This is a genomic window from Filimonas zeae (genome assembly GCF_014641615.1).
Lineage (GTDB): Bacteria > Bacteroidota > Bacteroidia > Chitinophagales > Chitinophagaceae > Filimonas > Filimonas zeae.
In genome coordinates this window covers 484,130-499,123 of sequence record NZ_BMIB01000001.1, presented here as the reverse complement: position 1 = coordinate 499,123, position 14,994 = coordinate 484,130, and the positions used below count along the sequence as shown (strand labels likewise).

At 44.1% G+C, this 14,994-nt stretch carries 14 protein-coding genes; 5 read left to right on the top strand and 9 right to left on the bottom strand.

Going from position 1 to position 14,994, the window contains the following annotated elements:
- Window positions 1-31: 31 nt before the first annotated feature.
- Complete coding sequence (locus tag IEY13_RS02110) at window positions 32-1,186, bottom strand: 1-deoxy-D-xylulose-5-phosphate reductoisomerase (protein ID WP_188950205.1); 1,155 nt, start codon at window positions 1,184-1,186, stop codon at window positions 32-34.
- 62 nt (window positions 1,187-1,248) lie between these two features.
- Entirely contained in the window at window positions 1,249-2,745 is a 1,497-nt protein-coding gene (locus tag IEY13_RS02105) for a GH3 auxin-responsive promoter family protein (RefSeq protein WP_188950203.1), read from the bottom strand.
- 172 nt (window positions 2,746-2,917) lie between these two features.
- On the opposite strand from IEY13_RS02105, the gene rplU reads away from it, so the two are divergent.
- From rplU to IEY13_RS02085, 4 genes are all read left to right on the top strand, one after another.
- Window positions 2,918-3,223 carry a 50S ribosomal protein L21 gene (gene rplU / locus IEY13_RS02100; protein ID WP_146829944.1) on the top strand — a complete coding sequence of 102 codons (306 nt, stop codon included), beginning with the start codon at window positions 2,918-2,920 and terminating at the stop codon, window positions 3,221-3,223.
- A 46-nt stretch (window positions 3,224-3,269) separates the two neighbouring features.
- Entirely contained in the window at window positions 3,270-3,536 is a 267-nt protein-coding gene (rpmA, locus tag IEY13_RS02095; RefSeq protein WP_188950201.1) for a 50S ribosomal protein L27, read from the top strand.
- Between the two features lie 75 nt (window positions 3,537-3,611).
- Window positions 3,612-3,860 (top strand): hypothetical protein, encoded by a 249-nt coding sequence (locus IEY13_RS02090; RefSeq protein ID WP_188950199.1) that lies wholly within the window; start codon window positions 3,612-3,614, stop codon window positions 3,858-3,860.
- Window positions 3,861-4,024: 164 nt separating this feature from the next.
- Window positions 4,025-5,740 (top strand): DNA polymerase/3'-5' exonuclease PolX, encoded by a 1,716-nt coding sequence (locus IEY13_RS02085; RefSeq protein ID WP_188950197.1) that lies wholly within the window; start codon window positions 4,025-4,027, stop codon window positions 5,738-5,740.
- 201 nt (window positions 5,741-5,941) lie between these two features.
- On the opposite strand, the gene IEY13_RS02080 is transcribed toward IEY13_RS02085, so the two are convergent.
- On the bottom strand, window positions 5,942-9,724 hold the full coding sequence (locus tag IEY13_RS02080; RefSeq protein WP_188950195.1) for a sensor histidine kinase: 3,783 nt from the start codon (window positions 9,722-9,724) through the stop codon (window positions 5,942-5,944).
- Window positions 9,708-10,496 (bottom strand): nucleoside triphosphate pyrophosphohydrolase, encoded by a 789-nt coding sequence (mazG, locus tag IEY13_RS02075; RefSeq protein ID WP_188950193.1) that lies wholly within the window; start codon window positions 10,494-10,496, stop codon window positions 9,708-9,710. The genes IEY13_RS02080 and mazG overlap by 17 nt, the downstream gene beginning before the upstream one ends.
- A gap of 333 nt (window positions 10,497-10,829) precedes the next feature.
- Here mazG and IEY13_RS02070 point away from each other — a divergent pair, with 333 nt between their 5' ends.
- Window positions 10,830-11,666: a hypothetical protein gene (locus IEY13_RS02070; RefSeq protein WP_188950191.1), complete on the top strand. Its 837-nt coding sequence runs from the start codon at window positions 10,830-10,832 to the stop codon at window positions 11,664-11,666.
- A gap of 136 nt (window positions 11,667-11,802) precedes the next feature.
- On the opposite strand, the gene rplL is transcribed toward IEY13_RS02070, so the two are convergent.
- The 5 genes from rplL to IEY13_RS02045 form a co-directional block, all read right to left on the bottom strand.
- Window positions 11,803-12,171 (bottom strand): 50S ribosomal protein L7/L12, encoded by a 369-nt coding sequence (rplL, locus tag IEY13_RS02065; protein ID WP_188950189.1) that lies wholly within the window; start codon window positions 12,169-12,171, stop codon window positions 11,803-11,805.
- Between the two features lie 120 nt (window positions 12,172-12,291).
- Entirely contained in the window at window positions 12,292-12,813 is a 522-nt protein-coding gene (gene rplJ / locus IEY13_RS02060; protein WP_188950187.1) for a 50S ribosomal protein L10, read from the bottom strand.
- 43 nt (window positions 12,814-12,856) lie between these two features.
- Entirely contained in the window at window positions 12,857-13,552 is a 696-nt protein-coding gene (gene rplA, locus IEY13_RS02055; protein WP_188950185.1) for a 50S ribosomal protein L1, read from the bottom strand.
- A 27-nt stretch (window positions 13,553-13,579) separates the two neighbouring features.
- Window positions 13,580-14,023: a 50S ribosomal protein L11 gene (gene rplK / locus IEY13_RS02050; protein ID WP_188950183.1), complete on the bottom strand. Its 444-nt coding sequence runs from the start codon at window positions 14,021-14,023 to the stop codon at window positions 13,580-13,582.
- 143 nt (window positions 14,024-14,166) lie between these two features.
- Complete coding sequence (locus tag IEY13_RS02045) at window positions 14,167-14,973, bottom strand: glycerophosphodiester phosphodiesterase family protein (RefSeq protein WP_188950181.1); 807 nt, start codon at window positions 14,971-14,973, stop codon at window positions 14,167-14,169.
- Between the last annotated feature and the right edge of the window lie 21 nt (window positions 14,974-14,994).

The following is a 14,994-nucleotide window of genomic DNA, read 5'->3' as shown; positions in this document are numbered from 1 at the left end:
TTAAAGCACAGCAATGATACAAAAAAAGGCACTACATCTGTATTAACGAAGCTGCAAAGTTGCGGGCCTCGCCATCGCTTTCGTAGTACTGTTCCAGCGTAGGATTTGCAATAAATTGTATTTTATCCATGGTACGTTCCACCAGATCTGTCATGTCCAGAAACCCGATGCGATTGCGCAGAAAGGCAAACACCGCTATCTCGTTCGCCGCATTCAGAATACAAGGCATATTACCGCCTTTATACAAGGCGTTGATAGCCAGCGACAGATTACGGAACGTTTTCATGTCCGGGTCTTCAAACGTAAGTGTGGCCGGTTTTTTAAAGTCGTATCGTGGAAAATCGTTGGGAATACGGTGCGGAAATGCCAGTGCGTACTGGATTGGCAGTTTCATATCCGGCAGCCCCATCTGGGCTTTCATACTGCCATCTTCAAACTGTACCAGGCTGTGAATAATGCTCTGCGGATGCACCAGCACCTGAATCTGATCGGGTTGCAGGTTAAACAGCCATTTAGCTTCAATCATCTCCAGCCCCTTGTTCATCAGCGTGGCAGAGTCTACGCTTATCTTGGCACCCATGCTCCAGTTAGGATGCTGTAAAGCATGATCCCGCTTTACATTCACCAGAAAATTGGGCTTCTTGCCTAAAAACGGGCCACCACTGGCCGTTAATATAATCTTCTCAATCTTGTTTCTACCCTCACCCACCAGACACTGAAAAATGGCAGAATGCTCGCTATCCACCGGAATCAGCGGCACCTTCTTCTCCAATGCTTTCTGCATCACAATATCACCCGCAACCACCAGCGTTTCCTTGTTGGCCAGCGCTACAGGCTTGCCGTTATCCAGCGCCTGTAAAGTGGGCTTTAAACCTGCATAGCCAACAATAGCCGCCAGCATCAGATCGTAGCAGTTCATAGCCGCTACTTCTTCCAAAGCCTTTTCGCCTGCAAACACCTTAATAGGGGTGCCTGCCAGCGCCTCTTTTACTTTGGCATATTTGCTGTCGTCTGCAATCACCACAATATTCGGGTTAAACTGCAGCGCCTGTTTAATCAGTAAAGTCTCGTTCGTATGTGCTGTTAATATCTCCGCTGTAAACTTATCGGCATTCGCCGCTATTACCTGTAAAGCCTGTGTGCCTATCGAACCGGTAGAACCGAATATAGCAATACGTTTAGTCATCTGTAATGCCGTTGTTAAAAGAGTTGAAGATAAGTTAATTAGTTACCGCTGTTTTCTAAGGGTTATTGCGCAAGAAACTCCTGCATCTGATCGGCAATTCTACGGTCATTGCTTAAACGGGGCAGTTTGTTCTGGCCGCCCAATTTACCAATAGATTTCATATAATCGATAAATCCGTTTTTGCGTACCTGTGTAATCTTCAGCTGCTGCAGAATGTTTCCTGCTATCAGATCGTCATAATAAACGTTCTTCTGTCTCAGGTTATTATCCACCTGCTGCGCAAACGAACGCATGTCAAAAGGCAATGTTTCAAACTCCACAAACCATTCATGATAACTCTGCCCCTCTCCCTGCTGTACCATAGGCGCCACTGTAAACTCCGTAATCTTCACATGCTGCTCATTGGCTGCCTGCATTAACGCATGCTCTACCTCCTCCGCAATCACATGCTCGCCAAATGCAGAAATAAAGTGTTTGGTACGGCCCGTTACCACTAAGCGGTAAGGATTGGTACTTACAAACTTTACCGTATCGCCTATATTATAGGCCCACATACCTGCATTGGTACTCAGTACCACAGCATAGTTCTCGCCCACCTTCACATCACCCAGCATTAACCGCGTAGGATTGTCGTTGAAGATTTCGTTGGCCGGTACAAACTCAAAAAATATACCTGAATTGGTATTCAGCAGTAATCCCTCCGCATGCTGCGAGTCCTGGAAAGCCAGAAACCCTTCAGATGCCGGGAATGTTTCTATAGAATCCACCTTTCCACCAATACTATCAAACAAACGCGAACGGTAAGGCTCAAAATTCACCCCGCCATACACCATCAGCTGAAAATTAGGAAAAAGGTCTTTTATCTTCTTGCCGCTCAGTTCAGTCAGGCGGTCGTAATACATCTGCATCCACGGTGGAATACCGCTGATCAGGGTCATATTCTGGTTAATCGTCTCCTTTACAATCGCATCCAGTTTGGTTTCCCAGTCTTCAATACAATTGGTTTCGTAACTGGGTAACTGATTGGTACGCAGGTATTTGGGTACGTGGTGGTTTACAATACCGCTTAAACGACCGGTAGGAATGCCCCCCGTACGCTCCAGTACCGGCGAACCGCTTAAAAAAATCATCTTACCCGCCGTAAAATCCGCATTGCCGGTTTCGGCTATATAACACAGCAACGCATTACGCGCAGAATCAATATGATTACTGATAGAATCTTTAGAAATAGGGATGTACTTGATACCGCTCGTGGTTCCGGAAGTCTTGGCAAAATAGATCGGCTTGCCTTTCCATAATATATTGTCCTTCCCTTCTTTCACCTGCTGAATATAAGATTTCAGCCCCTCGTAGTCCCGGATAGGCACCTGACGCTTAAACTGATCGTAGTTCTCAATATCCTTAAAACCATGATCCTTCCCGAAAGCAGTACCTGAAGCGCTCTTAATCAGGCTTTTAAAGATAGCCTCCTGGTCGGCTACCGCGGTTTCCATGCCCTTTTTAATCTTATTATGAATATATGTGGCAAATGGACGCGCCAACATCGACTTCAGGTTCATACGCTGTTTTTAGGAGGCAACAAAAATAGGGATGTATGCCTGGTATAGCACAAAAGGCATATTTTTAATTTTTATGTAACACCGCCTCCTATCCTTTTTGGAATTTTTTAAAAGGTGCTTGTGTTTTTTATTCCAAAACCCCTACCTTTGCCGTCCTAATTTTGGACTATTTATGTTAGCAGTTGTAAAAATAGCAGGTCAGCAATTTAAGGTACAGGAGGGTCAGAACCTGTACGTTCCTCACCTGCAGGGAAAAACAGGTGATAAAGTTGAGTTCAACGAAATTTTATTTGTTGACAACAACGGAAAAATTTCTGCTGGTGCCGATGCAAAGGCAACTGTAAAAGCAGAAATAGTTAACGACCTCGTAAAAGGTGATACCGTTATTGCTTTTAAAATGAAAAGAAGAAAAGGTTTCCGCAAAAAGCACGGTCACAGAACTCACTACACTCAAATCAAAATTGAAAGCATCGCTTAGTCGTAGCTTTTCACTTTAAGTTATTAACAAGTAAAATTCATTCATCATGGCTCACAAGAAAGGTGAAGGTAGCGTAAAAAACGGTCGTGATTCCCAAAGCAAACGCTTAGGAGTTAAAATATATGGTGGTCAACCTGCAATCTCTGGTAACATCCTGGTTCGCCAGCGTGGTACTTCTTATCATCCTGGTAAGAACGTAGGTGTAGGTAAAGACTTCACCCTGTTCGCTCTGGCTGACGGTATCGTTGAGTTCAGAAAAGGTAGAAACGATAAGACTACCATTTCTGTAGTTGCTTCAGAAGCAACCGCCTAAGCAACAAAAATTTTGGCAGTTACCATAAAGTTTTTATTTTTATTCCATATTTACTAACCATTAAATTTTAAAAACATGGCAACTGCAAAAAAAGCAGCCCCTAAAAAGGCCGCTGCAAAAAAAGTTGTAGCTAAGAAAGCCGCTCCTAAGAAGGCTGTAGCTAAAAAAGTAGCTCCTAAAAAAGCTGTAGCAAAGAAAGTAGCTCCTAAGAAAGTAGTAGCGAAAAAAGCAGCTGCTCCTAAAAAAGCAGTAGCGAAAAAAGTAGCTCCTAAGAAAGTAGTAGCGAAAAAAGCTGCGCCTAAAAAAGCTGCTAAGAAAGCTTAGTATTTCTTACGCTAAATAGATTAAAAGTCCCGGCATATGCCGGGACTTTTTTATTTTCACGCCCTTTATAAAACGCCTCTCCGGCTGCCGGCACACATATATGGGTATCCCCTTCTGTATATCCATAAAATACTGCATACAGAGAAGGCGGCAAACGGTTTCGTATGACGAATGCACAAATAGCAGACAACTTCGCGCTCCTGGCCAAAATAATGGAAATACATGGCGAGAACAGCTTTAAAACAAAATCGTATTCCACCGCCTCCTATACAATAGACAAGCTACCCGTAGCCCTGTCCGAACTACCCGAAGACAAAATCTTCTCCATCAAAGGCATCGGAGAAGCCATCGGCAAAAAAATACTGGTGCAGCTGCAAACCGGCCAGCTACCCCAACTCAACGAATACATCACCAACACCCCACCCGGCATCATAGAAATGCTGGCCATCAAAGGCCTCGGCCCCAAAAAAATAGCCACCATCTGGAAAGAGCTGGAAATAGAAGCCATCGGCGAACTATTATACGCCTGCAACGAAAACAGACTACTCCTGTACAAAGGCTTCGGTGCCAAAACCCAACAAAATATCAAAGAAGCCATCGAATTCTTCATGGGCAACCAGGGAAGCTATTTATATGCCCAAACAGCCCCCTATGCCCACCAGATAACAAAAGACCTGCAAGCCACCTTCCCACAAGCCCTGGTCGCCCTCACCGGCGATTTCCGGCGCCAGATGGAAGTCATCAGCCAACTGGAATGGGTAACCACCACAGACGAAGCTGCATTACATACTTATCTCACCCGGCACGGGTTTGAAAAACTGGAATCTGACACAACAACTGATAATGCCGCTGCACCTCAACACTCCTCCCTGCACACAGCACGCTACAAAGGCACCGGCAATATCATATTGGTATTCTACTTCAGCACCGCTGAAACCTTCTATAGTACACTATTCCAAACCAGCAGCAGCGAAAGCTTCCTTACCGCCTTCCGCCAGCAATACGGTGAAATACCAGCCGATGCAACATCAGAAGAAGCCATCTTTACCCAGGCATCGCTGGCAGTAATACCATCCTGCCTGCGTGAAAAGGAAAGCATCCTGGCCGCAGCCGCTTCTAACACCTTACCCGTACTTATTACTAAAGAAGATATCAATGGCATTATCCACTCCCACAGCAACTGGAGCGATGGCGGTAACAGCATAGAAGAAATGGCCCAGGCAGCTAAAGAAATGGGCTTACAATACCTTGTATTAAGCGATCACTCTAAATCCGCTTTCTACGCCAACGGCCTCTCTGAAGAAAGAATCTACGCCCAACACCAGGAAATAGACGAACTCAACCAAAAGCTGGCCCCCTTCACCATATTCAAAAGCATAGAATCAGACATCCTCAACGATGGCAATCTGGATTACAGCGATGCAGTACTACAAACTTTCGACGTAGTAATTGCCTCCGTACACTCCAACCTCAAAATGCCCGGAGAGAAAGCCATGATGCGCCTGCTAAAAGCAATTGAAAATCCCTACACCAGCATCCTCGGCCACATGACCGGCCGCCTGCTGTTAAGCCGCAATGGCTACCCCGTAGACCATCGCAAAATAATAGACGCCTGCGCTGCCAACAACGTAGTAATAGAACTAAACGCCCACCCCAGAAGACTCGACATAGACTGGCGCTGGATCGACTACGCCCTGGAAAAGAACGTGCTCATTTCCATCAACCCCGACGCCCACGCCACAGAAGGCTACCACGACGTAGCCTACGGCGTACTAACAGCCCAGAAAGCGGGCGTTACCAGACAAAATAACCTCAGCAGCTTCTCACTGGATGAGTTTAAAAACTTCATCATCACCCAGCACAGCAAGCGCCCATCATAATTACAACAAACAACATATACAAAACGCAGATGGCCGTATCAGTTTTGATACAGCCATCTGTTATATTCATTGGTCTACTTCAAACCTTCTCTTCTCTTCTCTTCTACTCATTCATATCTTCCACAACTACCCCAACTCCACACTATTAACATTCGCTCCCAAACAACTCCCAACTTCAAACTCCCAACTATCAACTCCCAACTACCCCTCCATCCCTTCTTCCAACGGAAACGACACATAAAACGCCGTCCCCTTCCCTTCCTCCGTGTCAAACCAGATACGGCCATTAGCCTTCTCCACAATGCCCTTACAAATGGCCAGCCCCAGCCCTGTTCCGGAAGATTTGGTGGTGAAATTGGGTGTAAATATCTTATTCTGCATATCCTTCGGAATGCCGGTGCCATTGTCAATTATCGCAATAATCACCCGGTTATTCTGGCGGTACTGGCGTACAACAATATCCACCTGCCCCTCACCGGATGCTTCAGAAGCCTCTATAGCATTCTTAATCAGATTGGTGAATAAACGGTTTGTCTGCCCCTTATCTGCCAGTATGTAATCATTGCCTACAGAAGTCTTCTGCCAGTCAATATGCAGCCCGGAATCGGTGTTATACAAGCGCGTTAGCGTGCTGATCACCTCACCTATGTCAAAGTACTCCGGATTCACATTACCTATGTTGGCAAACTGGCTGAAATCACCGGCAATCTTGGCTAACTGCTCTATCTGTTCAATCAGCGTATCCGCAACCTGTTCAGACAACTGCTTCACATTCGGAGCCCCACTATGAATAGCCTTCTGCAGATACTGTATACTCAGCTTCATAGGCGTTAGCGGGTTCTTGATTTCATGCGCCACCTGCCGGGCCATCTCTCTCCAGGCACCTTCCCTTTCACTACGGGCAAGCCCCTGCGCACTCTCCTCCAGCTTCTGCACCATCTTGTTGTATTCCACTACCAATGCGCCAATCTCATCATTGCGCTTCCATACAATGGCCTCGTTCATCTTACCCAGACTAATCTCCCGCATCTTATCACCAATCAGTGTAAAAGAAGAAGTAATACGGTTGGTAATTAACATGGCAATAGCACCCGCCAATACAAATATGAAAGCATTCAGATTAATCAGCGTAAGCAGGAAGTTGGAAATCTCCTGATTCAGTTCACTCTGCGAGTTGAGGTAAGGAATATTAATGTAAGCATACAAAGAACCATCCTTAAACTTAACCGGCACATAAATGCTCAGAAACGAAAAGTTATCTACCGTTTCCGTCTGTATACGCTGCGTTTGCTTTTCATAGTTCAGTGCATAGTAAGCACGCGGCTCCATCTTGCCGCTCAATACATGCTTATTATAAATATAAGGCTGTGTAGAAACGGTAAGGTTACCATTGGCATCATACACATTCACATCCACATTATGTATCTCAGAAATATCTATAATCTTTCGCTCCAGATCACCACCGGTAGAGCCCAGCGTATTTAACGTAGGAATATCATCATCCACATACCTGTCGCGTATATTAATCATTTCCGAAGCCATTACCTGTATGGCTTTCGTCAGCCGCTCTTCGTTATTCCTGTCAAACCGTACAATAAAAAAGGAGATAGTAGCAATACCAATTACCACAAAAGAAAACAGACTGATAAAGATGATAATAATATGTATCTGCGTTCGGATATTGAAATGGAAAATCTCTTTGATGCTCTCCCACTTAAACCGCACACTAATCATAAAGCTGGCGATATGAAACAGCAGCACCACAGCCAGAAACACACAAAACAGATAAGCAAACAAAGTAACCGTTTCCACAAAACGGTCGTTCTTCTTCACTACTGCCACCACCTTATTGTGTCCTGCATTATACCACAACTCGCTATAGTTGCCCTTTACCCTTTCTTCATATTCCAGCCTTGGCATATCTGCCGGTGCCAGAACAGAAGAAAAGCCATAATCATTAAAACTGTTAATCAGCTTGCTCTTGCTGTACACCGCATACGCATAATTCGTATTCAGGTCCGAGGCTATATCACTCACCTGCTTAAACAGTTCCGGAAATAACGACTCACTTTTATAACGCTTAGGCTTAGCTATCACAAATAAATACCCCGCAACCGTGCTATCGTTGTTCAATACCGTTTTCTCATACAGATAACTGAACAAATCCTGCGAATTCTCATAGTAATACAAATGCGGAATACCTGTAAGCTTTCCTTCTGACTCAATGGTATGTCTGATTACATGATAATAAGTAGAATCATCATTAAACAAAGGCCTGAAAGCACTATCATACGTGTAAACACGCGTATCGTACTTGTTCAGATAGCCGGAGAAGTTTTCGTTAATCAGGCTATCCTTGATATACTTATTGGAGTACTCCGATTTAAACCGCTCAAAATTGTCATTGATAAAACCATCGTTAATATTGGTGGTAGCAATATTCATCAGACTCTCCCCGGAAGGATCAGTCTGATAAGTCAGCTTCTCTGCAATTTTCTTGCGCTGTTCCAGCTCCACCTTGTTGTTCTGTGCCACAATCAGTATGGTTACAGAAGAACCAAAGAACATGAGCCAGAAAAGGAAAAAGGCAGACTGCACCAGCGACAGCTGTATATCCCCCTGCCTGTATTCCAATATAGCTATATACACCAGCAACCACACCAGTATAAATACTCTTATAATAATGGAAGGTGTACCTATCTGAAAAGTGAGCATAAACAAACCCGCAGCTGCTACAATCACCAGCCTGTTATAAAAGGTAAGCCCTGCCTTAATAGAAGGAATAATGAGAATATGCGACAGCTGAAAAAAAGCATACATCATAAAACTCAGCATAATAAAGCTGATAAACGTATACGCGTTCAGACTAAAGAAATTGGTTACATCAAACGGAATCTTCGAGTCAATCACCAGACTACTTACCACATCCCCTATTCCAAATGTAATAGCGGGCATTACAACCAGACAGCCGATAGCTGCATACAATTTCTGTTTACGCACCTTCTCACTGGCATCGTGATAAGGATTCATGTTCTGTAACGGCGGATACCGGTATTTAAAAAACACCACCATCCAGAACAGCAACACCGCGTTAATCAGCAGATCACCCAGCGACGGATGCAAAGAACTGGAAGCATAAATAGAGGGGTCAAACAACTCCAGCTTACGAAAATCGAACGGAAAAGGAAAGTAATACGTACAAATACGGGTTAGCACAATCACAGTTACCAGAAACAGATAACCGGCAAAAAAGCCTTCTTCCCTCACCGTATCGGAAGCCAGCCCATTTACAAAGGCCATCAGAAACAACACAGCCAGCACCCGCAATGCTATAGAACCGGTATCCGGCTGATCGAAAGACACCGCATCTTTCTGTTTTAGCTGAAAAATTTCCTGCCCGGCGGAGTTATGAATAGGAATACCTGTTCCATCATCGCTAACAGCATACAGGTTTTCAATATTGGGATAATTAGCAAACTCTTTATGCAGGTACTTATTCTCTATAAAATAATCCCAGTGAATGGGTATCAATCCAATCAGTACATACTTTTTACCTGGTGCTTCAATGGTATGTTTCAGCAACTCAAAAAGCCCGTTCTGGTACACTACCGGATACATACCATCTGCCCTGTCAAGATCGCTGCTATTGACGGACATATTGAAGGTGTTCCAGTATATCTCCTCCCGGTATCCGGTTTCATGTATAGTATAGGCAAATAGCCCGAACACCTCACCCGGCAGCGCCTGTTTAATCTTGCTGCCGTCTTTGCTGTAAATGGCTTTAACAGTAGTAGTATCGTTTACCAGCTGCTGAAAGCGGGCTTCCTGCTTACTCAGATAGTTTTCCAGTGTCTGCTGTACCTTTTCAGGCGAAGCGCTGTACGTCCAGTAGTTGGTGAAAATAAAAGAGATGGTATACAGCCATGCCGCTGTAATAATAAGATAGCCGTGTTTATACGCTGCCTGTCTAAGCGTTTGTATCAAGTTCTTTGTTTTTTTGTTTCACCTCGTCCCATATCGCATCCATTTCTGCAAGGGTCATATTGGCCAGTTCCAGCCCCTGGGCAGTGGCTATTTCCTCCATCTGCATAAACCTGCGCATAAATTTTTTGTTGGTTTTCTCCAACGCGCCTTCGGCATCTATTCGCAAAAACCGTGCATAGTTTATCAGGCTGAACATTACATCACCAAACTCCTCTTCTATATGCGCCTTATCGTCTTTCTGTACGGCCTCCTGCAACTCTCCCATCTCCTCTTCCACCTTTTTCCATACATCCTCCCGGTTATCCCATTCAAAGCCCACCTGCGCGGCTTTTTCCTGTATACGGGTGCCCTTTACCACCGCCGGCAGTGATACCGGTACGCCGCTAAAAAGAGATTTCTTTCCCTCTTTCAGTTTAATCTGTTCCCAGTTACGCTTCACATCTTCATCATTTTCCACCTTTACATCGCCATAAATATGCGGATGCCTTACAATCAGCTTCTCCGATATGCCCTCAATTACCTCCTGTAGCGTAAACTGCTGCTGCTCTGCGCCAATTCTGGCGTAAAAGAGAATATGCAGCAACACATCACCCAGCTCCTCCTTAATACCTTTCCAGTCTCCATCAGTAATGGCATCAGCCAGTTCGTAAGTTTCTTCAATCGTCAGGGGCCGCAGGGTTTGAACGGTCTGTTTACGATCCCACGGACATTTCTCACGCAAATCATCCATAATCTGCACCAACTGTAAAAAACGTTCACTTAACTGACTCATAACTATTCTATTAATCAAATAAAAGTACCAATAATGAAAACACTGCTACCAGCAGCATTAGTTAATTCTTTTCAGCACGTACTTTCTGCCGTATGCCGTTGCCACTACTGCAAAAATACCGGTTTGCAAAAGCGGCAAAAAAACTGATAAGGTTACCAGGCACCGTACCAGAAGTTAACACTAACGTCGAATGCTGGCATGTGACCTTTTTTAAGCCTGCAGCATTTTAATACTCCGGCTAAATATAACAAACCACCTGCATGCCTGCAATTATCAGTACATATGTTTTGCAGTTTGCTCAACTAACCGCACTTTTGACGCAAATTCCCCTATATGAATCGTTTTTTGTTGGCGGCCGTTCTGCTGTCAGGAGCCTCTTCTGCCAGCGCGCAGTATTATTATAATGACATTATAGCCGCCTCGCAAACCAATGCACAATACCAATCGTACAAAGCCCAACGTGTTCAGGAAATCAGCGCTACCAGCTATGAAAGTGATGAAAAACAGGCCGAAGGCTTTGAACTGAATCAGATAATTACGCCTGACTATAAAAAAATTACCACAAAGGCTGCTTATCCTTCTACCGGCCCTTCCTTTACAACCCACTATTACAATGGTACCAGATTGATTAAAACGGAGGATAGCACGGCCAGGGTTATTACCCGCGCAAACTACACCTACGATGCTGCAGGCCACCTTACGTTATTGCAGACTACCACCAGCGATGGCTTTATGAAAAGTCAGCTGACGGAAACCCATCAATGGATATACAAAGAAGACGGTACTCCCGCGCGCATGTTTAAACTGAAAGATGGCAAAGACACCACAGAAATAAGCTTTACATATGATACGCAGGGCAACATAACAGAAGAGCACTGGAAACGTAAAGGCGTACTACTGGAAACCTGGTATTATTACTATAATGATCAGAAACAACTAACGGACATAGTAAGGTATAACATACGCGCCAAACGCCTGCTGCCCGATTACCTGTTTGAATATGATGCATCAGGTCACGTAAACCAGATGACACAAATAGCTGGTAGCCCCAACTACATGGTCTGGAAATATGTATACAATGCAGCCGGATTGAAGGTGAGAGATCTTTGTTTTAATAAGCAAAAGCAGCTGGTGGGACGGATAGAATACCATTATACCCAGCAACAATAAAAGCGGCTGGTATACATGGTACAGGAAAGTCAGCGGAATAACACGCTGCCGGGAAAAATAAACAAGTAGCGTATCCAGCTATAAATAAAGAAACCCCACCAAATGGCGGGGTTTCTTTATAACTATAAGTTAGAAATTACTTGATTTCAACTTCAGCACCTGCATCTTTCAGTTTGCCTAACAGTTCGTCAGCTTCTGCTTTAGATACGCCTTCTTTAACTGGCTTAGGAGCACCGTCTACTAAGTCTTTCGCTTCTTTCAGACCTAAACCGGTTAATTCTTTAACAATTTTAACCACGTTCAGCTTGCTAGCGCCACCGCTAACCAGGATAACGTCGAAAGAAGTTTTCTCAGCAGCAGCTGGAGCAGCGTCACCACCTGAAACTACAACTGCAGCAGCAGCTGGCTCAATACCGTAATCCGCTTTCAGAACGTCTGCTAATTCCTGAACTTCTTTAACTGTTAAACCTACTAATGTTTCGGCTAATGCTTTAATGTCTGCCATTTTACTTAATTTTTAAAACCGCCTTCATTGCTATTGCTCCGGCGGAGAGTGAATAATTGAACTATTTAATTAAACTGCCTGTTACCTGCTATCAACATGCTTCAGGCAGCATATGTTTTACTACTCTGCAGCTGCAGTAGTACCTTCTGCCTGCTTCTCGTGGTGGTGCAGTAAAGCAGCCAGTACGCGTTTTGCAGGAGATTGCAGTAAACCAATAACGTCTCCGATGAGTTCGTTTTTGGTTTTGATCTGAGTCAGTGCTTTCAGGCTTGCATCACCACTGAATACATCACCATTAATAAAAGCAGCTTTCAGCTCAGGCTTCTGAACGTTGCCAGCCTTACGGAAAGAGCTCAGGATCAGAGCTGGTTCTTTAGGATTCTCAGAAAACAGTAACGCAGTTACGTTGTTCAGAGATTCGTAAACGTCAGAATACTTCTCAGCATCGAGAGATTCCAGCGCTTTACGGATTAAAGTGTTTTTAGCCACTTTCATCTCAACCTGCTTGTCAAAGCAAGCACGACGTAAATCGCTGATCTGTGCTACAGTCAGAGATTCTGTATTGGTAACGTAGAAGTTGTTGTATTGAGAGAACTTCTCTTTCAGAAGCTCAATTACTTCATTCTTTTGATCTTTAGTCATAACGGTCCTTTTTTACACCCATTACTCTATACGGAGTAATGAATTAGTTCTGAACTGATTTAGTGTCGATGGTGATGCCGGGGCTCATAGAACTTGCCATAGCCACACCTTTTACGTAGATACCTTTTGCTGCTGAAGGCTTTAATTTAATAATAGCGTTAATCAGCTCCTGGCTGTTTTCAGCCAGTTTCTCAGGTGCAAAAGAGATACGACCGATAGAAGCGTGAATGATACCTGCTTTATCAACCTTGAAAGCAATTTTACCACCTTTAACCTCGTTTACCGCTGCTGCCACATCGTTGGTAACAGTACCGGTTTTAGGGTTTGGCATCAGGTTACGTGGACCTAATATCTTACCTAATTTACCAATCTTAGGCATCACAGATGGAGTAGCTACGATCACATCAACATCAGTCCAGCCACCTTCAATTTTCTGAATAAACTCGTCCAGGCCAACAAAGTCAGCACCAGCGTTTTTAGCATCAGCTTCTTTATCAGGAGTACAAAGAACCAGTACACGTTTTGTTTTACCAGTACCGTGAGGTAAGGTTACAGTACCACGTACCTGTTGGTCTGCTTTCTTAGGGTCAACGCCCAGGCGAACGTGCAGATCCACAGAGCTATCAAATTTAGTGCAGTTCAGATCTTTCACTAAAGTGGTAGCCTCTTTCAGAGTGTACGACTTATTTTTATCAACTTTCGCTTCCGCTACTTTTCTTTTTTTAGTAATACTTGCCATTACAAATTCGTTTAGGAGGGTTCACAATTAATTTTCCCACGGAGCATTACCATCAACAGTAATTCCCATACTGCGGGCAGTACCTGCAACCATTTTCATTGCGCTTTCCAGCGTAAAGCAGTTCAGATCAGACATTTTGTCTTTGGCAATAGCCTCAACATTAGCCCAGGTAACCTTACCTACTTTGTTACGGTTGCTTTCTTTAGAACCCTTCTGAATTTTGGCAGCTTCCATTAACTGAATAGAAGCGGGAGGAGTTTTGATTACGAAGTCAAAAGACTTGTCGGTATAAACCGTTAACAGAACAGGAAGTAATTTTCCCATTTTATCCTGTGTTCTGGCATTAAACTGCTTACAGAACTCCATGATGTTAACGCCTTTAGAACCCAGAGCGGGACCGATTGGAGGAGCAGGGTTGGCTTGTCCGCCTTTTGCCTGCAACTTCACGTACGTTGCGATTTCTTTAGCCATGTTACTTCAATTTTTGGTATTAGCGTCCGGGCATTTTACCCGAACTCCCACAAATCAACATTCTTCTTTCTAAGAACTTTTTGGGGCAGCAAAGGTAGTTATTATTTCAATAACAACAAATAAATCACTGCCCCGTTATATGCCTATTTCAACGCTTTTACCCTTTCAGCCAGCAACTCCGGCTCATTGGTAGTAATAAAAGCGAACTTATTGCTTAATAACCAGTCCATTATATTCGCATCATTCACCGTCCAGGCGTTCAGCACTATGCCCAGTTTATGTGCTTCTTCTATCCATTCCGGATGTTTCTGAAATACGGAATAATGATAATCAACTCCCATAATGCCGTCCTGCTTCAATTCTGCGGGCGACTTATCTCCCATCAGATACTGCACCGGTGCTTTGGGGTCCAGTTCATGAATTTTCTTTACCACATCGTAGCTGAAGCTGATATAAGTAATCCATGGTTTCACCTGTAACTGCTCTACCAGTTGCATCGCCTTTTCAGTCAGCAAAATGGAACGTTCTTTACTTATCACAGATGGCTTTATCTCTAGTACCAGTCTGGTTTTTACCTGTTGCTTACCCGATTGCAGGTATTGAAACAAAGTAGGCAATTGCTCGCCATTAGAAAGCGGTGTGGCTATTAGTTCAGCATAGGTACTTTTTTCAATAGATTTACCAGCATATTCCGGATCGTGATTCACTACCAGCGAATCGTCAGCAGTCATGTGCACGTCAAACTCGCTACCAGTACATTCCAATGTAACCGCCTGTTGTAAGGCGGCAATCGAGTTTTGTGGCAGATTGTTTTTCTTCCATGCACCCCTGTGGGCCACAATTACATTGGAGGCAAAGTTCATTTCAGGCGCTTTTGCTTTTTTCTGGGCGTATACACCGGATACCAGGCTCATAGCCAATATACCGGCAACCATTACATTTTTCTGCATACCTTTTCTATTGAAGGATGC